Origin of the sequence: Streptomyces sp. NPDC057702, from assembly GCF_042799315.1 — a bacterium.
In the GTDB taxonomy this organism is placed as follows: domain Bacteria; phylum Actinomycetota; class Actinomycetes; order Streptomycetales; family Streptomycetaceae; genus Streptomyces.
In genome coordinates, this window is record NZ_JBHVJC010000012.1 from 120,921 (window position 1) to 138,764 (window position 17,844).

Genomic DNA, 17,844 nt, shown 5'->3' on the forward strand with positions numbered 1-17,844 from the left:
GCGGCGCGGGCGCCCGGGGCGTACGGCGCGCCCGGGGCGGGTGGGGGACGGGACTCAGGCGCCGCAGCCGCGCAGGTAGGCGCGGGTGCGGTGGGCGATGGGGAAGGGCTGGTCGGGCGGGCAGGGGTACATGTCCTGTTCCACGATGGCGAACAGGTCGACGCCCAGCCCCTGGGCGGCGGTCAGCACCGGCTCCAGCGCGGGCACCCCGAGGGGCGGTTCGCACATCACCCCGCGCCGCACGGCGGGCCCGAACGGGAGGCCCTGCTCGATCACCGACGCCAGGATCGTCGGGTCCACCTGCTTGAGGTGCAGGTAGCCGATGCGCTCGCCGTAGGTCTCGATGAGCCGCACGCTGTCGCCGCCGCAGTACGCGTAGTGCCCGGTGTCCAGGCACAGGCGGACCAGGTCGGGGTCGGTGGCGTCGAGGAAGCGGGCCACGTTGGCCTCGCCGTCGATGTGCGTGTCGGCGTGCGGGTGGACGACGACCCGCAGGCCGTAGGTCTCCCACACCCGCCGGGCCAGCCGCTCCGTGCCCGAGGCCAGGTCGCGCCACTGGGTCGGGGTCAGCTCCGGGCTCTCGATGAGCTCGGCGGTGCGGTCGTCGCGCCAGAAGGCGGGGATGACGACCAGGTGGGCGGCGCCCATGGCGCGGGTCAGCTCGGCCACCCGCGCCACGTGCTCCCAGGTGGCGTCCCAGACGGCCGGGCCACGGTGCAGGGCGGTGAAGACGGTGCCGGCGGAGACGCTCAGCCCACGCCGGGACGTTTCGTCGCTCAGCCGCGCGGGGTCGGTGGGCAGATAGCCGTACGGGCCCAGCTCGATCCACGCGTACCCGGCCTCGGCCACCTCGTCGAGGAAGCGCCACCAGGGCACCTGTTGGTCGTCGTCAGGGAACCAGACACCCCAGGAGTCGGGCGCCGAGCCGACGCGGATGCGGTCCAGGGCGGTGGGGACGGGCTGGTGGGCAGCGGCCATGGGCACGCTCTCCTCTCGCCGGTCGGCGCTGACCGGCCCGTGGGGCTCCCGGCGGGGCCGGGGCGGATCGGTGGACGGCCTTGCCGGGTAGCTTTCCCGCCACCCCACACACTGTCAAGGCTTCGTCCTGACATAAGGACGTCACGTCAAGGAACGCGCGCGATACGTCAGTATGTCAGGACAAAATGTTGACAGGCCGCGTGAGCCGCCGTTAGACCTGGTGATGGAGTTGGCCGGGCACAGTGGAGGGCGAGCATGACGCAGCCGTACGACGTGATCACCATGGGCCGCATCGGAGTCGATATCTACCCGCTCCAGACCGGCGTGCCGCTGGCGCGCGTCGAGACGTTCGGCAAGTTCCTCGGTGGCTCGGCCACCAACGTGGCGGTGGCGGCGGCCCGGCTCGGCCGCCGGGTCGCGGTGATCACCCGGACCGGGGACGACCCGTTCGGCGGCTATCTGCACGAGGCGTTGCGCGACTTCGGCGTGGACGACCGGTGGGTGACCCCGGTCGCCGCGTACCCGACGCCGGTCACCTTCTGCGAGATCTTCCCGCCCGACGACTTCCCCCTCTACTTCTACCGCCAGCCCAAGGCCCCCGACCTGGAGATCCGGCCCGAGGAGCTGGACCTGGGCGCGGTGCGGGCGGCCCGCGTCTTCTGGATGACCGGTACCGGCCTGTGCGCCGAACCCAGCCGCGCGGCCACCCTGGCCGCGCTGGCCGCCCGCGCCACCGACCGCACCCCGCCGACCCCGGGCGCCCCGGGCGCCTCCGCGCCGGCCCCGGCCCCGGCCGCCCCGGCCAACCCCGCCGACGCGCACGCCACGCCCACCACCTCCGCCACCCCCGGCCCGCTCGCCACCGTCTTCGACCTCGACTGGCGGCCGATGTTCTGGCGCGACCCGCAGGAGGCGCGCCCGTACTACGCCAAGGCCCTCCAGTACGCCACCGTCGCCGTCGGCAACCTCGACGAGTGCGAGGTGGCCACCGGCGAGCGGGAGCCGCGCGCGGCGGCCGAGGCCCTGTTGGCCGCCGGCGTCGAACTGGCCGTCGTCAAGCGGGGCCCGGCCGGCGTGCTGGCCGTGCACCGCGACGGCACCACCGCCGAGGTGCCGCCGGTCCCCGTGGAGGTGGTCAACGGGCTCGGCGCGGGCGACGCGTTCGGCGGCGCGCTGTGCCACGGGCTGCTCGCCGGCTGGGAGCTGGAGCGCGTCATGCGGTACGCCAACGCGGCGGGCGCCCTGGTCGCCTCCCGGCTCGCCTGCTCCTCCGCCATGCCCACCCCACGGGAGGTGACCGACCTGCTGGACCGCCCCTGACCCGCCGGGCCACCGGTCTCGGCCCCGGGCCCGACGCCGGCCCGGCCCCGACCGCCGGCCCGGCTCCCGCCGTGGGGCCCCGCCTGACGCCCCGTACGCCAGAGCCGTGCCGGCCCCCATCCGCCGCCGCGACCCCGTACCCTCCGACGCCTGCGACCCCGCGCCCACGCCCCGTCACCGGGGCCCCGGCCACCCGCGCCCCGACCACCAGCGAGAGCGAGCGTTCCCTTGACTATCCCTATCCGCGACATCGCGACGGTGCGGGCCCGGCACCCCGAGGCCATCGCGGAGGCCGCCGCGCGCCGGGCGCGCAGACCGCTCGTGGGAGCCAGCGGGCGACTCATGATCATCGCAGCCGACCATCCGGCGCGCGGCGCGCTGTCCGTCGGGGGGCGGGAGTTGGCCATGGCCAACCGTACGGAGCTGCTGGAGCGGTTGTGTCTGGCGCTGTCGCGGCCCGGGGTCGACGGGGTGCTCGGCACCGCCGACGTCCTGGAGGACCTGCTGCTCGTCGGAGCCCTGGAGGGCAAGGTGGCGATGGGCTCGATGAACCGGGGCGGGCTGGCGGGGGCCGCGTTCGAGCTGGACGACCGGTTCACCGGGCCCCGCGCCGAGGACCTGGCCCGACACGGCTTCGACGCCGGCAAGCTGCTGCTGCGCATCGACTACGAGGATCCTGGCTCGCTGGACACCCTGGTCTCCGCCGCCCGCGCCATCGACGACATGGCCGCCCACCGGCTGCCGGTCTTCGTGGAGCCGTTCATCTGCCGCCGCACCGACGGCAGGGTCGGCAACGATCTCGGCCCCGACGCCATCGCCCACTCCATCGCCATCGCCTCGGGCCTGGCCGGGACCTCCGCGTACACCTGGCTCAAGGTGCCGGTCACCGACGACCCGGCGGAGATGGCGCGGGTCATGGCGGGCTCCACGCTGCCCGCCGTGCTGCTCGGCGGGGACGTCGGCGGTGGCGCGCGGGACCAGGAGCGGGCGTACGAGAAGTGGCGGCACGCGCTGAAGCTGCCCACCGTGCAGGGGCTGGTGGCCGGGCGCGCGCTGCTCTATCCGGCGGACGGTGACGTCGCCGCCGCCGTGGACACCGCCGTCGGACTGCTGTGATCGACGTGCCGGCCGCGACCGCCACCCCCACCCTGACCGCCACCACCGCCCCGACCACAACGGCCGCCGCCACCCCAACCCCGACCGCCCCGACCACAACGGCCGCCACCCCGGCCCCCGCCGCCCTGACCGTCGCCACAGCCCCGCCCGTCGCGGCCACCACACCCACCGTGCCCGTCACCACGGCCACGACCGTCGCGGCCACCACACCCACCGTGCCCGTCACCACGGCCACGACCGTCACCACGGCCACGCCCACGCCCGCGTACCCCCGCGACCACCACCCCGTGCAGGAGACGTGAACCCATGACCGCCACCCCTCCCCGCGCCTTCCACCTGCCGGCCGGCAGTGCGGCCGACGGCCCGTACGCGCTGGCCATCGACCCCGACCGGGCCGGCTGGGGCTACTCCTCGCTGCGCGTCCTGGACCTGCCCGCCGGCGGCGAGCACGCCTGGGAGACGGGCGACAGCGAGTGGATCGTGCTGCCGTTGGCCGGCGGCTGCGTGGTGAGCGCGGGCGAGGAGGAGTTCGCGCTGCACGGCAGGGAGAGCGTGTTCAGCGGCGTCTCCGACTTCGCCTACCTGCCGCGCGACGCCCACGCCCGCCTCACCAGCGCGGCCGGTGGCCGGTTCGCGCTGGCCGGCGCCCGCTGCGAACGCGCGCTGCCCGCGCGCTACGGGCCGGCCTCGCGGGTCCCCGTCGAGCTGCGCGGCAGCGGTGCCTGTTCCCGTCAGGTCAACAACTTCGCGGCGGCCGGGGTCTTCGCGTGCGACCGGCTCATCGCCGTCGAGGTGCTCACCCCCGGCGGCAACTGGTCCTCCTACCCGCCGCACAAACACGACGAGCACCACCCCGGCCAGGAGTCCGAGCTGGAGGAGATCTACTACTTCGAGGTCGCCGCCGCACACGGCACCCCCGGCCTCGGCTACCAGCGCGTGACGCCCTCCGGGCCGGGCAGCCACACCGACGTCCTGGCCGAGGTACGCGGCGGCGACGCCGTGCTGATCCCCGACGGCTGGCACGGCCCCTCCATCGCGGCCCCCGGCCACCACCTGTACTACCTCAACGTCATGGCCGGCCCCGACCCGGAGCGCGCCTGGCTGATCCGCGACCACCCCGCGCACACCTGGATCCGCGACACCTGGCCCACCCAGCCCGTCGACCCCCGCCTGCCGCTGTACCAGGCCCCGCGCCCGGACGAGCCGGCACCCGGCCCCGACGCCGCACCCGGCCCCACGTCCGACACCGACCCCGGGCCCGCCGCCACGCCGAACGGAGACGCCCGATGAGCACCCGCCGCCTGACCGTCGCCCAGGCCCTGATCGCGTTCCTGGCCGCGCAGCACACCGAGCGCGACGGCCACAAGCGCCGCCTGGTCACCGCCTGTTGGGGCATCTTCGGACACGGCAACGTCGCCGGCATCGGCCAGGCCCTGCTGGAGTCCGGGCCCGCGACCATGCCCTACCTCCAGGGCCGCAACGAACAGGCCATGGTGCACGCCGCCGTCGGCTACGCCCGCCAGCGCGACCGGCTCGCCACCCACGCCGTCACCACCTCGATCGGCCCCGGCGCCACCAACCTGGTCACCGGCGCCGCGCTGGCCACCGTCAACCGGCTGCCCGTCCTGCTGCTGCCCGGCGACACCTTCGCCACCCGCCCCGCCGACCCGGTGCTCCAACAGCTCGAAGTGCCCTACGCCGGCGACGTGTCCGTCAACGACGCGCTGCGCCCCGTCAGCCGCTACTTCGACCGCGTCACCCGCCCCGAAGCGCTCATCCCCGCCGCCCTGGCGGCCACGCGGGTGCTGACCGACCCGGCCGAGACCGGCGCCGTCACCCTCGCGCTGCCACAGGACGTACAGGCCGAGGCGTACGACTGGCCCGAGGAGTTCCTGGCCGAACGCGTCTGGCACGTACGCCGCCCCGCGCCCGACCCGGCCGCCCTGGCCGCCGCCGCCCGGGCCGTCCGCGCCGCCCGCCGCCCGCTGCTCGTGGTGGGCGGCGGCGTCCACCACAGCGAGGCCGAGGACGCGCTGCGCGCCCTGGTCGACGCCACCGGCATCCCGGTCGCCGCCACCCAGGCCGGCAAGGGCTCGCTCCGCCACGACCACCCGGCCGACGTCGGCGGCATCGGCCACACCGGCACCGCCGCCGCCAACGACCTGGCCCGCGCCGCCGATCTGGTCATCGGCGTCGGCACCCGCTACTCCGACTTCACCACCGCCTCCGGCACCCTGTTCGCCGACCCGGCCGTGCGCTTCGTCAACCTCAACATCGCCGCCTTCGACGGCCACAAGCTCGCCGCGCTGCCGCTGGTCGCCGACGCCCGCGCGGGCCTGACCGCGCTGGCCGAGGCGCTGACCGGACACCGGGTCACGGCGGAGTACGCGAGCGAGTACGCGCGCGGCAGAGAGCGTTGGGAGCGCGTGGTCGAGCGGGCGTACGCCGCGCCGGACGAGACGGCCCGGCCCACCCAGACGCAGGTCGTCGGCGCGCTGGACGCGGTCGTCGGCGACGACGACGTGGTCATCAACGCGGCCGGCTCGCTCCCCGGCGACCTGCACAAGCTCTGGCGGGCCCGCTCCCGGCGCCAGTACCACCTGGAGTACGGCTACTCGTGCATGGGCTACGAGATCCCGGCCGCCATCGGCGTCCGGCTGGCCGCCCCGGACCGGCCGGTGTGGGCCCTGGTCGGCGACGGCACGTACCTGATGATGCCGACCGAACTGGTCACCGCCGTCCAGGAGGGCGTCAACATCAACGTCGTCCTGGTCCAGAACCACGGGTACGCCTCCATCGGCGGCCTCTCCGAGGCGGTCGGCGGCGAGGGGTTCGGCACCGCGTACCGCTTCCGCGCCGCCGACGGCGGCTACACGGGCCCGCCGCTGCCGGTGGACCTGGCCGCCAACGCGGCCAGCCTGGGCGTGGAGGTGCTGCGCGCGGCGACCGTCGGCGAGCTGCGCGCCGCGCTGGCCGCCGCGCGCGCCTCCACCCGGCCCACATGTGTCTACGTGGAGACCGAAACGACCGACACAGTGTCCAGCGCGCCGGGCACCCACGCGTGGTGGGATGTTCCCGTCGCCGAGGCGGCGACCCGACCGGCGGCCACCCGGGCCCGCCAGGAGTACGACCAGCGCGTCACCGCCCGCCGCCGCCACCTCTGACCCCGTCACCGCCTACCCCGCCCGCTCGCCTTCCCGTCCCACCGCCCGCGCGTTCGGGTGCCCCACCCCGGCCCGCGGCGCCCCGCACGCGCCCCGCGTGCCCCGTCACGAGAAAGGTCTCCCTGGTATGAGGACCATCGACCACTGGATCGACGGCAAGCCCGTGGAGGGCACCTCCGGCACGTACGGGCCGGTCACCGATCCGGCGACCGGCGTTCAGACCACGCGGGTGGCGCTCGCGTCGGCCAGCGAGGTGGACGCGGCCGTGGCCGCGGCGAAGTCCGCGTACGCCACCTGGGGCACCTCGTCCCTGGCGCAGCGCACCGCGGTCCTCTTCCGCTACCGCGAGCTGCTGGACGCGCGCCGCGACGAGATCGCGGACCTGATCACCGCCGAGCACGGCAAGGTGCACGCGGACGGCCTGGGCGAGATGGCCCGTGGCCTGGAGATCGTCGAACTGGCCTGTGGTATCCCGCAGTTGCTCAAGGGCGAGCTGTCCGCGCAGGTCTCCACCCGGGTGGACGTGGCCTCCATCCGGCAGCCGCTGGGCGTGGTGGCCGGCGTCGTGCCGTTCAACTTCCCGGCCATGGTGCCGCTGTGGATGTTCCCGCTGGCCATCGCGTGCGGCAACACCTTCGTGCTCAAGCCGAGCGAGAAGGTGCCCTCGGCGGCGTACCGGCTGGCCGAACTCGCCACCCAGGCCGGGCTCCCGGAGGGCGTGCTCAACATCGTCAACGGCGACCGGGTGGCCGTCGACCGCCTCCTGGAGCACCCCGACGTGGCCGCCGTCAGCTTCGTCGGCTCCACCCCGGTGGCCCGCCACATCCACGCCACCGCCACCGCCCACGGCAAGCGCGTGCAGGCCCTGGGCAGCGCCAAGAACCACATGCTCGTGCTGCCCGACGCCGACCTGGACGCGGCGGCCGACGCGGCGGTCTCGGCGGCGTACGGCTCGGCCGGCGAGCGCTGCATGGCCGTCTCGGCCGTGGTGGCCGTCGGCGCCACCGCCGACCCCCTGATCGCCAAGATCACCGAGCGCGCCGCCAAGATCACGATCGGCCCCGGCGACGACCCGACCTCCGAGATGGGCCCGCTGATCACCCGCGCGCACCGGGACAAGGTCGCCTCCTACGTGCACGGCGCCAGCGCCCAGGGGGCCGAAGTGGTGCTGGACGGCACGGACTTCACCGTCGAGGGCAAGGAGGACGGCTACTGGATCGGCCTGTCCCTGCTGGACAAGGTGTCGGTGACCGCCGACGCCTACCGCGACGAGATCTTCGGCCCCGTCCTGTCCGTCCTGCGCGTGGAGACCTACGACGAGGGCGTCGAACTGATCAACGCCTCCCCGTACGGCAACGGCGTCGCGATCTTCACCCGCGACGGCGGCGCCGCCCGCCGCTTCCAGATGGAGGTCGAGGCGGGCATGGTCGGCGTGAACGTCCCCATCCCGGTCCCGGTCGGCTACCACTCCTTCGGCGGCTGGAAGGACTCGATCTTCGGCGACCACCACATCTACGGCAACGACGGCGTGCACTTCTACACCCGCGGCAAGGTCGTCACCACCCGCTGGCCCAACCCGGAGGACGGCGGCGTCGACCTGGGCTTTCCCAGCCACCGCTGACGGTCGGTCCCGCCGCTGACGCGCCCCCGCGGCCCGGCCCCCGCGCCGCCCCGAAGCACCCCCGCCCCGTCGACCCGCCGCCCCGGGTCGGCGGGGCCGGGCGTGTGCCGGTGGCGCCGCGCGGGTGTCGGGTGGGCCCTGGGCGGTGGGCGATCGGCGGTGAGTCGGTCTCCGGGGGCGTTGTCAGTGGGGCGGGCTAGGGTCCCCACAGAACCGGAACGACACGGCCCGCCGCACGGCCGCCAAGGGGAGCCACGCCATGAGCAACGCCGACGACACCACGCACGAGGGATTCACCCCCGAGGAGCGGGCCGCGATGAAGGAGCACGCCCAGGACCTGAAGAAGGCCAGCCGGCGCGCATCGCGCGCGGACAAGGCGGCGGAGGCGGCCCGCGACGTGCTCGCGAAGATCGCCGACATGGGGGAGTCGGACCGCGTCATGGCCGAGCGCGTGCACGCCGTCGTCACCGCCAGCGCCCCCACGCTCGCCCCCAAGCTGTGGTACGGGATGCCGGCGTACGCGCTGGACGGCAAGGTCGTCTGTTTCTTCCAGAGCGCGGGCAAGTTCAAGACCCGGTACGCGACGCTCGGCTTCAGCGACACCGCGAAGCTGGACGAGGGCACCATGTGGCCGGCGGCGTTCGCGCTCACCGAGGTGACGGCCGAGGCGGAGACGAGGATCGCCGAACTCGTCAAGCGCGCGGTGGGCTGAGGCGCGGGCCCTCGGGGCCGGCGGCGGGGTGGTCGGCGGGCGGGCGTGTGCGGGTGGTGGTGCGCTGGGTGGCGCCCGAAAGGGCGCGCGGCACGGAACCGTTCGCCTCGGCCCGCCAGGCCACCGCGGTCGATCATGAACCGAACGTCGGCATTCCGCGTCCGGAGATGCACCGCCGCGTGCGGTCGTCCGGGCGTGGCGGCGCCAGGGCGGCCGTCGGGCGCGGTGACAGGTATCCCACCGCAGAGGGGAAGTTCCGTGATCGTCGATGCCTCAGTCGTCCCCAACGTCTCTGTCGTCCCGGCCGTCGCCCTGGCCGCGTCGGCCATCGGTGCCCCTTCGGACGCCTGGCGGTACACCCTGTACCTGCCGCACAGCCCGCTCGCTCCCAGCGTTGCCCGCGCCCTGGCCCGCACCGTGCTGCGCCTGCACGGTCCTGCCGACCTTCTCGACCGTGCTGAACTGCTCGTTTCCGAGTTGGCCAGTAACGCGTTCCGGTACGCGCGGGGTTCGGCCTCGCTGCGGATCGGCTGGCGAACCGGCGTCCTGCGGATCAGTGTGCGGGACACGAGTTCCGAGCTTCCCGTCTCGCCGAGAGCGGGCGAGTGGGACCTCCACCAGGAGAGCGGCCGGGGGTTGCGTCTGGTGAGCGAGTACGCCGACAACTGGAGTTGCTACCGGCTCGCGGGGCGCGGTCGGCAGGCGCGCGGAAGCGGCAAGGTCGTGTGGTGTGAGTTGATCGCCTAGACCCCGCGCGGGCGCGCGCGGGACCGCACCCGTACGGGGGAGTGCTCCTCGGGCCCGGCCACCACCGCGGCTCCCGTACGCGAGGACGGGACCTCGGCCGGCCGGTCCGGGCCGCCTCGGGCCGCCTCGGGCCGGCTGGTCCGGCCCGCCCCCCACTCCCGTACGACCCTGCCCCCACCCGCGCCCGCCACACCCGCTTCACCAGCGCCACGTTCCCCCACCGCCTCGCGCCGTTCCGTAGCTGTCGCCCTCGACGTTTCGGCGTCCGGTAGGGCCGATGAGGTCACAGGGCGTTTGCGAAACCGCTCGCGGGACACCCTGAACCTCACTCCGGCGCACCCTCGCGCACCTCGCCGCATCCGGGTGGACCCGCCGGAGACGCCAAGCTCAGGGAGCTGAAGGTCCCGGAGAGGAGCCCACATGTTCAAGGCCATCGCGGACGTACTGCGCTCGATCGGCAGTGCCATCGCCACCGTCGTGACCCTGCCCTTCCGCGCCATCGCCCGCCTGTTCGGCGGTGCGTCCGACAGCGCGCACGGTCGCCACTGACCCCTCGCGCCCCGCCCCTGACGCCCCGCCCCCGACGCCCCGTCCCTGACGCCCTGTGTCGACGCTCGCCCCGCACGCGGCCACCACCCCTCCGGCGCCCGGCCACGCGCACCGGGGGAGCCGCCCGGGCCGTGACACCTCTCACCCCGACGCCGGCGGCGATCTGACATCGAGCGGGCGCGACCGGGTAACCGGTCCCCACGCCAGCCGGACGGTCATGCCGAGGAGGCGGAACACATGAGAGATCCCGGAGGAACGAGGAAGGCGACGGCGGAAGCGCACGCCGAGGACAGGGAGCAGTGGTGAGCCGAAGGAACATCGTCGTGATCGGTGCGGACGAGGCCAACCTGCGGGTGCTGCGGAGCATGCCGGGCGCCGCCGACCTCACGTTCCACGGCCTGTTCGAGCCGGACGAACTCCAGGGTGGCGAGGTCGACATGAACCGCCTGGTGGCCAAGGCGGTCGGCGCCCTCGACGCCCTCGACGGCGGCGTGGACGCGATCGTCGGGTACTGGGACTTCCCCGTCAGCGCGCTGGTCCCGATCCTGAACGCGCGCTACGGCACCCGAGGCACCAGCCTGGCCTCCGTCGCCAAGTGCGAGCACAAGTACTGGAGCCGGCTGGAGCAGCGCAAGGCGATCGAGGAGCACCCGGGCTTCGGCCGCGTCGACCTGGCGGCCGACAACCCCCGGCCGCCGGCGGGCATGAGCTTCCCGATGTGGGTCAAGCCGGCGGTGGCGTACTCGTCCGAGTTGGCGTTCGGCGTGTCCGACGAGCGGGAGTTCCAGGACGCGGTCGCGCGCGTACGTGAGGGCATAGACCGCGTCGGGCGCCCCTTCGACCACGTCCTGGACCGACTGGAGCTGCCCCCCGAGATGATCGGCACCGGTGGCCAGGTGTGTCTGGCCGAGGAGACCCTGACGGGCATCCAGGTCGCTGTGGAGGGATACGTCCACGACGGCCTGGTCACCGTCTACGGCGTACTCGACTCGATCGACTACCCGGACAGCTCCAGCTTCCTGCGTCACCAGTACCCCTCGACGCTGCCCGAGTCGGTGCTCGTTCGGCTGCGGGACGTCTCGGCGCGCGTGATGCGGCAGATCGGCTTCGACAACGCGACGTTCAGCATCGAGTTCTTCTACGACCCGCGCACCGACGCGATCAACCTGCTGGAGATCAACCCCCGGCACTCGCAGTCGCACGCGCCGCTCTTCGCGTACGTGGACGGGGTGCCCAACCACCACTGCATGGTCCGCCTCGCGCTCGGCGAGGACCCGGCCCTCCCCTACCGCGAGGGCCCCTACCGGATGGCGGCCAAGTGGTACTACCGCTGGTTCGCCGACGCCGCGGTGCGTGGGGTGCCGAGCCCGGCCGACATCGAGCGCATCGAGCGGGACGTGCCCGGCGCGCGCGTCACCCTGGTCCCCGCCCGGGGCGAGAACCTCTCCGACGCCCGCGAACAGGACAACTACAGCTACGAGGTGGCCCACATCGTCACCGGTGGCGACAGCGAGGAGGAGTTGCGTGAGAAGTACGACCGCTGCGTCGCGGCCCTGAACCACCGGTTCGCGGCCACACCCCCCAAGGGCCCGGCCCAGCCGGCCCGCTGAGCACACCGCGCACCGGACCCGTCCACGGGGCGACGCGGGCGCGAGGAAGGAGCCAGCCCCGCCCATGCGACACGTGAGCGACCTGCCGTACGCGACGAGGGAAGAGCACCACCTGACCATCCGCATGTCCGACGGCGTGCGCCTGTCGGCACACGTCTGGCGCCCCGTCTCGTCCGAGGACGAGCCGGTCCCGGCGATCCTGGAGTACATCCCCTACCGCAAACGTGACCTGACCTCCGTGCGCGACTCCGTCCACCACCCCTACCTGGCCGGTCACGGCTACGCCTGCGTACGCGTGGACCTGCGGGGCACCGGGGACTCGGAGGGGGTGCTGCGGGACGAGTACCTGGAGCGGGAGCAGGCCGACGCCGAGGAGGTGCTGGCCTGGTTGGCCGAGCGGCCCTGGTGTGACGGCACCACCGGGATGATGGGGCTCTCCTGGGGCGCCTTCGCCGCGCTCCAGGTCGCGGCCCGCCAGCCACCGAGCCTGCGGGCCATCGTCATCTCCTCCTTCACGGACGACCGGTACGCCGACGACATGCACTACATGGGGGGCGCGCTGCTCTCCGACAGCCTCGCCGAGGCGGGCACCATGTTCGCCTACGGCACCTGCCCGCCCGACCCGGCCGTCGTCGGGGAGCGCTGGCGCGAGATGTGGCACGAGCGCCTGGACAACACCGAGCCCTGGGTCCTGGAGTGGCTGCGCCACCAGCGTCGGGACGCCTACTGGCAGCGCGCTTCGGTCTGCGAGGACTACCAGGCCGTACGCTGCCCCGTGCTCGCCTCCAGCGGCTGGGCCGACGGCTACTCCAACGCCGTCACCCGGCTGCTCGCCAACCTGGACGTGCCCCGCAAGGGCCTGATCGGGCCCTGGTCGCACACGTTCCCCCACCTGGGCGAGCCGGGACCGGCGATCGGCTACCTGCAGGAGGTCGTGCGCTGGTGGGACCGCTGGCTCAAGGGCATCGAGAACGGGGTGATGGACGGCCCCATGCTGCGTACCTGGATGCAGGACACCGTGCCTCCCTCCACCGCGTACGCGCAGCGCCCCGGCCGGTGGATCGCCGAGCCGAGCTGGCCCTCGCCGCACGTCCACCAGGTCACCCATCCCCTCACCCGGCACCGCCTCGGCGCCCCCCGGGAGGCACCCGAGGACACCGGCCGGCTCACCCGCGACCCCGCCGGCCGGGGCGCGGGGCCGGTCGCGGACGCCAGCGTGAGCGCGGTCGCCGAGGCCGGCCCCGCGGTGGCGGCGGACGAGGCGGGACGTCCAGGGGAGCCGGGCGAGGCGATGACGGTGCGTTCGCCGCTGTCCGTGGGCCAGTTCGCCGGGAAGTGGGCCTCGTACAACGCGCCCCCCGACCTGCCGTACGACCAGCGCGAGGAGGACGGCGGCTCCCTGGTCTTCGACACGGACCAGCTCACCGAGCGGGTGGAGATCCTCGGATCGCCCACCGTGGAGCTGGACCTCACCGTCTCGGAGCCGGTCGCCCAGGTCGCCGCCCGGATCTCCGACGTGGCGCCGGACGGGAGTGCGACGCGGGTGACGTACGGCATCCTCAACATCGGCCGGGGCGACGGCACCGAGGACCCCGCACCGCTGGAGCCCGGGCGCCGCTACCGCGCGGTCGTCCAACTCAACGGCGTGGCGCAGGCGTTCCCGCCCGGCCACCGCATCCGGCTCTCCCTGTCCACCTCGTACTGGCCGCTGGCCTGGCCGCCCCCGCGCCCCGTCCTGCTGAGCGTCCACGAGGGAACGAGCAGCCTGACGCTCCCGGTACGCCCGGCCGGCCGGGACGAGGGGCCGGCGTGGCCGTTCGGAGAGCCGGAGGGAGCGCCTCCGCTGCGTACCACCCGGCTCAGTCCCGTGGAGGAGCGCTGGGACGTCAAGCGTGACCTGGTCGGTTACCGGGCGGAGTTGGAGATCGTGAAGGACCGGGGGCTGGTGCGCTTCGACGACATAGGTCTGGACGTCGGCACGCGCGCCCACGAGCGCTACACGTCCGTCGCCGACGACTTCACCTCCCCGCACGGCGAGTCGGCCTGGACCATGCGCTTTCGACGCGACGACTGGGACGTCCGCGTGGAGACCCGCACCGTGCTGCGCTGCGACGAGAACGCGTTCCAGGTCAACGCCACGCTGGACGGCTACGAGGGGGACCGGCGGGTCTTCTCCCGTAGCTGGAACGAGACGGTGCCCCGCGATGGCCTGTGAGCCACCGCACGGCGCGCCCACCCACCACGCGGCGTCCGCCACGCCCACCTCCCGCACTCCCGAGGGCCGCCGCGCGCACCGTACGGCGACATGGGCCGCCGGCGCGTCGGACGGCGCGACGTGGGTACCCGACGTACTCACCGACCGCACGCGATCCCCAGGGAGAGACGTCACATGGCCGCCGCCAAGGGCTACCCGTCGAGCACGACGACCGCCCCCGAGCCGCCCGGAACGCCGAGGAAGGAAGGGCGTACACCGATGACCACAGTCGACTCCCGCCACCCCAACGAGCGATCGACGGAGCCCGTGGGCGAGCTGGTCCAGCGGGCCTCCCAGCAGTTGTCCCAACTGGTGCGCGACGAGATGCGCCTGGCGCGGGCGGAGATGACCCAGAAGGGCAGGCGCTTCGGCAGGGGTGGCGGCCTCCTCGGCGGTGCCGGCCTGGTGGGCGTCCTGGCCCTGCAGGCCCTGGTGGCGACCGCGATCGCCGCCCTGGCCCTCGCGCTGGACGTGTGGGTCGCGGCGCTGGTCGTCACCGCCGTCCTGGCCGGCGTCGCCGGGCTGTTGGCGATCCTCGGCAGGCAGCAGATCAGCAAGGCGGCCCCGCCCGCACCGGAACAGACGGTGGACAGCGTCAGGGCCGACGTAGCCGAAATCAAGGAGAGGGCGCAGCGATGACCAAGAGCAAGCCGCAGACCGACGACTCCCAGCCCACCACCGGGGAACTGCGCGCCAAGGCCGAGGAGACGCGCGAGGAACTGGGCGAGACGGTCCAGTCCCTGGTCGAGAAGACCGACGTCAGGGCCCGCGCGCAGGAGAAGGCCGCGGCCGCCAGGCAGCAACTCGACGCGAAGGCGGCGCAGGCCAAGGCCCAGTTGCGGGACAAGGCGGCGCGGGCCGCCCACCTGGTCCAGGAGAAGACACCGGAGCCCGCGCGCGCCAGGGCGGCCGCCACCTCCGAGCAGATCCGCGACAAGGCCGCCCAGGTCGGCCAGCTCGCCCGGGACAAGGCGCCCGAGCCGGTGCGGGAGAAGGCCAGCCAGGGCGCCGAGGTGGCACGGGCCAACCGCACTCCGCTGTTCGCGGTGACCGGCGCGCTCGTCGTCGCGCTGCTCCTCGTCCGTCGGGCCCGGCGGTCGCGGTGAAGGCGGTCGCACTCGCCTACAAGCCCGTCGGCCTGGCCATGGGCGCCGTCAGCGGCCTCCTCGCCGGCATGGTGTTCCAGCAGGTGTGGAAGCGGCTCGGGCACGAGGAGGACGCTCCCGACGCCACCGACGAGCACCGCACCTGGCGGGAGGTGCTGGCGGCCTCCGTCCTGCACGGCGCGATCTTCGCCGGGGTCAAGGCCGCCGTGGAGCGTGGCGGCGCCGTCACCACCCGCCGCCTGACCGGCACCTGGCCCGACTGACCTCCCGCCTGGCCGGGGCGACCGACCCACCCGCCGGCACCCGGGCCCGCCCTCAGGGGCGGGCCCGCCGTGCGTCACGGCCCCTGTCACGCCCCCCGGTGACCCCCCGCGCGGGCGCCGGGCCGCCCCTCGCCAGGCCGCCCCCTCGCCGTGGTCCGCACCGCTCGCGGCCCCCGCGAAGGCGGGTGAACGGGTGCGCGCCCCGGGTCGGATCGCGCGAGGGGGCGGCGGCCGGGCGAGGGGGAAGCCGCGCGGGGCGTCACCGCCTGTCCGGGCCGCCGGCTCGCGCGGGGCGCGTCCGTCGGGCGCGTGGCGGCCGGCGGGCCCGTGGGCCGTGAGTCGACCGCGTCGCCGGCACGCGGGCGCGAGTCCGCCCCGGTACGGCGCTGCCGCGCGCACCCCAGCGCCCGACCCGGCCCGACCGACTCCCCACCGCCGCCACCACGCCGGCCGCGCCCACCGAGGCCGTGGCCGGTCGCCGCGAGGACCTCGGCCCAGGTCAGCGGGGTCGGCAACGACGACGGCAGGCGAACCCGCGCCCCCACGGGACGGACACGCGTGCACCACAGGCGCCGGAAGGGGGAGCTGTGCCGTGCGCGGCGTACACGCGCTGCCGTGCAAGCGAGAGACCACATGGGCGGAACTACACGATAAGGCCGAGAATATACCTCTTTTGAGTGATAGCAGGCGTCACGCCGGACTGTCACGCTGCCGATTAGGTCATCCGAATTCCGCGTCCCGACACGGGCCTTGGAGTCCGATCGGGCAGGCGAGCGGAATTCGCCGGATCGACCTTCGACTTCGGATAGCGAAAGGAAGAAGTCGTGGCATTCAACAACGTCGGAGCGGTCACCACGTTGGCCGCTGGCGCGCAGACCACATGGTCGTTCAGCTTCAACGGCCAGGACCGTGGTGCGCAGACGGCCTGGCCGGACGTGAAGCCGTCCGGAAACGGTCCGTCGCACATCGCGTTCAACCACAGCAAGCGCAAGAACGGAAGCGGCGGCACCGAGTACGGCGTCACCATCCGGAACGTCGGTGGCGAAGCGGGCACCCACAACCTTCAGGGAGGCGGTTTCTCATGAAGCTCACCGTCATCACCGAAGCGGGCGGCCGCGTCGTGGCCGTGCAACAGGGCCACGCGTCGGAGGCCCGGAGGTCCGCGGAGTTCGCGGTCATCGTGGCTGGTGAGGGTCAGTCGCTCCACGAGGTGGACGTCCCTGAGGTGACGGCCGCCCTCTCGCCGCAGGACATCCTGCGCAGCGTGTCGGCTCACCTCGCACCGTAAGCGCACACCCCGCCTCGCGAGGACGCGTGGTCCGGCCCGGCGCGGCCCATCGGCTGATGTGCGTGCACCCGATGGGCCCACCGCCCCCGGACAAACGGCCTGCGAGGCGAGGTCTGCACGGGCCCGGCGCCCCGTCGCACGACGACGGTCCGCCGGGCCCATCCATGTCCCGGCCCATCCGCGACCGGCCCCACTCGCGTCCGGGCCCCACCGCGCCTGGGCCCACTCGCGTCCGGGCCCACCCGTTTTCCCGGAGCCGTCCGCGTCCCCGCAGCCGTCCGCGTCCGGGGGCAGCGCCGGTCGGCGTCGGTACGCCCAGCCGGCGGGACGGAGCGGCGAGCGGGCTCAGCCGGCGGGGGTGGCCTCGCGCAGGAAGTCGACCAGCAGGTCGGTCACCACGGCGGGCCGCTCCAGACTGGGGAAGTGGCCGGCCCAGGGCAGTTCCACATGGCGGGCGTTCGGGACGAGGCCGGGCAGTTGGGCCGCGATCTGCCGGAAGTCCACCAGGTCGTGCCCGCCCGACAGGGCGAGGCAGCGGGCCCGCACGTTCGCCAGGTCGACCTCGGTGCTGATCGGCTCGAACTCCTCGGCGGCGAGCTGCACCGCGAACGCGCGCCGCTGCATCCGACGCACCGCCTCCCGGGCGCCCTCGTCGGCGTCCGGGCCCAGCCAGGTCTCGACCATGAGTTCCACGGCCCCCTCGACGTCCCCCGCCGCGAGCAGCGCCTCCTCGCGCTCACCGACCGCGCGCAGCGCGTCGGATGCCGCGTGCCCGGGCATGCCAGCACAGAGCAGCACCAGGGCGCTCGCCCGCTCCGGCCAGCGCGCGGCGAACTCCAGGGCGATCCGGCCCCCGTACGAGGAGCCCACCAGTGCCGCCTGCCCGATGTCGAGAGTGTCCAGGAGCTCCCGTACGTCCTCGGCGTCGCTGTGCGACCGGTCCGCCGCGGGAGTCTCGCCGAAACCACGAAGGTCACAGCGCACCAGCCGGTACCCGGCGTCGACCAGGGCCGGCCACTGCGCGTCCCACATCCGTCGGTCACACACCCCGGAATGCAGCAGTACCAGCGCGGGACCGTCTCCGGCCACGTCATAAGAGAGCGTCATCCGAGAGAC

The 17,844-nt window shown here is 74.2% G+C and carries 18 protein-coding genes; 16 read left to right on the forward strand and 2 right to left on the reverse strand.

What is annotated here, in order from left to right; translation table 11 throughout:
• Positions 1-54: 54 nt before the first annotated feature.
• Positions 55-978 carry a sugar phosphate isomerase/epimerase family protein gene (locus ACFVFR_RS11365; protein WP_383699843.1) on the reverse strand — a complete coding sequence of 308 codons (924 nt, stop codon included), beginning with the start codon at positions 976-978 and terminating at the stop codon, positions 55-57.
• A 255-nt stretch (positions 979-1,233) separates the two neighbouring features.
• Here ACFVFR_RS11365 and iolC point away from each other — a divergent pair, with 255 nt between their 5' ends.
• The 16 genes from iolC to ACFVFR_RS11445 all read left to right on the forward strand — a co-directional run bounded on the left by iolC (position 1,234) and on the right by ACFVFR_RS11445 (position 16,728).
• The gene (gene iolC / locus ACFVFR_RS11370) at positions 1,234-2,298 is read left to right on the forward strand and encodes a 5-dehydro-2-deoxygluconokinase (protein ID WP_383699845.1); all 1,065 of its coding nucleotides are present in this window, start codon (positions 1,234-1,236) and stop codon (positions 2,296-2,298) included.
• 228 nt (positions 2,299-2,526) lie between these two features.
• Positions 2,527-3,414 carry a deoxyribose-phosphate aldolase gene (locus ACFVFR_RS11375; RefSeq protein ID WP_383699847.1) on the forward strand — a complete coding sequence of 296 codons (888 nt, stop codon included), beginning with the start codon at positions 2,527-2,529 and terminating at the stop codon, positions 3,412-3,414.
• A 5-nt stretch (positions 3,415-3,419) separates the two neighbouring features.
• Positions 3,420-3,716: a hypothetical protein gene (locus ACFVFR_RS11380; protein WP_383699849.1), complete on the forward strand. Its 297-nt coding sequence runs from the start codon at positions 3,420-3,422 to the stop codon at positions 3,714-3,716.
• Positions 3,717-3,720: 4 nt separating this feature from the next.
• Entirely contained in the window at positions 3,721-4,704 is a 984-nt protein-coding gene (gene iolB / locus ACFVFR_RS11385; protein ID WP_383699851.1) for a 5-deoxy-glucuronate isomerase, read from the forward strand.
• Complete coding sequence (iolD, locus tag ACFVFR_RS11390; RefSeq protein ID WP_383699853.1) at positions 4,701-6,578, forward strand: 3D-(3,5/4)-trihydroxycyclohexane-1,2-dione acylhydrolase (decyclizing); 1,878 nt, start codon at positions 4,701-4,703, stop codon at positions 6,576-6,578. The genes iolB and iolD overlap by 4 nt, the downstream gene beginning before the upstream one ends.
• A 127-nt stretch (positions 6,579-6,705) precedes the next feature.
• Positions 6,706-8,199 carry a CoA-acylating methylmalonate-semialdehyde dehydrogenase gene (locus tag ACFVFR_RS11395; protein ID WP_383699855.1) on the forward strand — a complete coding sequence of 498 codons (1,494 nt, stop codon included), beginning with the start codon at positions 6,706-6,708 and terminating at the stop codon, positions 8,197-8,199.
• 259 nt (positions 8,200-8,458) lie between these two features.
• Positions 8,459-8,911, forward strand: a complete 453-nt coding sequence (locus tag ACFVFR_RS11400; RefSeq protein ID WP_383699857.1) for an iron chaperone — start codon at positions 8,459-8,461, stop codon at positions 8,909-8,911.
• A gap of 258 nt (positions 8,912-9,169) precedes the next feature.
• The gene (locus tag ACFVFR_RS11405; RefSeq protein WP_383699859.1) at positions 9,170-9,658 is read left to right on the forward strand and encodes an ATP-binding protein; all 489 of its coding nucleotides are present in this window, start codon (positions 9,170-9,172) and stop codon (positions 9,656-9,658) included.
• A gap of 420 nt (positions 9,659-10,078) precedes the next feature.
• Positions 10,079-10,207, forward strand: a complete 129-nt coding sequence (locus ACFVFR_RS11410) for an LPFR motif small protein (protein ID WP_383699861.1) — start codon at positions 10,079-10,081, stop codon at positions 10,205-10,207.
• Between the two features lie 302 nt (positions 10,208-10,509).
• The gene (locus ACFVFR_RS11415; RefSeq protein WP_383699863.1) at positions 10,510-11,817 is read left to right on the forward strand and encodes an ATP-grasp domain-containing protein; all 1,308 of its coding nucleotides are present in this window, start codon (positions 10,510-10,512) and stop codon (positions 11,815-11,817) included.
• A gap of 64 nt (positions 11,818-11,881) precedes the next feature.
• Entirely contained in the window at positions 11,882-14,032 is a 2,151-nt protein-coding gene (locus ACFVFR_RS11420; RefSeq protein WP_383699865.1) for a CocE/NonD family hydrolase, read from the forward strand.
• A 258-nt stretch (positions 14,033-14,290) separates the two neighbouring features.
• Positions 14,291-14,710, forward strand: coding sequence for a phage holin family protein (locus ACFVFR_RS11425; protein ID WP_383699867.1), 420 nt, complete (start codon positions 14,291-14,293; stop codon positions 14,708-14,710).
• Positions 14,707-15,177, forward strand: coding sequence for a DUF3618 domain-containing protein (locus tag ACFVFR_RS11430; RefSeq protein ID WP_383699869.1), 471 nt, complete (start codon positions 14,707-14,709; stop codon positions 15,175-15,177). The genes ACFVFR_RS11425 and ACFVFR_RS11430 overlap by 4 nt, the downstream gene beginning before the upstream one ends.
• The gene (locus ACFVFR_RS11435) at positions 15,174-15,440 is read left to right on the forward strand and encodes a DUF4235 domain-containing protein (protein WP_383699871.1); all 267 of its coding nucleotides are present in this window, start codon (positions 15,174-15,176) and stop codon (positions 15,438-15,440) included. Before ACFVFR_RS11430 ends, ACFVFR_RS11435 begins: the two co-directional genes overlap by 4 nt.
• Before the next feature lie 824 nt (positions 15,441-16,264).
• Positions 16,265-16,525, forward strand: a complete 261-nt coding sequence (locus ACFVFR_RS11440) for a hypothetical protein (protein WP_383699873.1) — start codon at positions 16,265-16,267, stop codon at positions 16,523-16,525.
• Positions 16,522-16,728, forward strand: coding sequence for a hypothetical protein (locus ACFVFR_RS11445; RefSeq protein ID WP_383699875.1), 207 nt, complete (start codon positions 16,522-16,524; stop codon positions 16,726-16,728). The genes ACFVFR_RS11440 and ACFVFR_RS11445 overlap by 4 nt, the downstream gene beginning before the upstream one ends.
• 345 nt (positions 16,729-17,073) lie before the next feature.
• On the opposite strand, the gene ACFVFR_RS11450 is transcribed toward ACFVFR_RS11445, so the two are convergent.
• A complete protein-coding gene (locus tag ACFVFR_RS11450; protein WP_383699877.1) occupies positions 17,074-17,835 on the reverse strand; it encodes an alpha/beta fold hydrolase in 762 nt (253 codons plus the stop codon).
• Positions 17,836-17,844 lie beyond the last annotated feature (9 nt).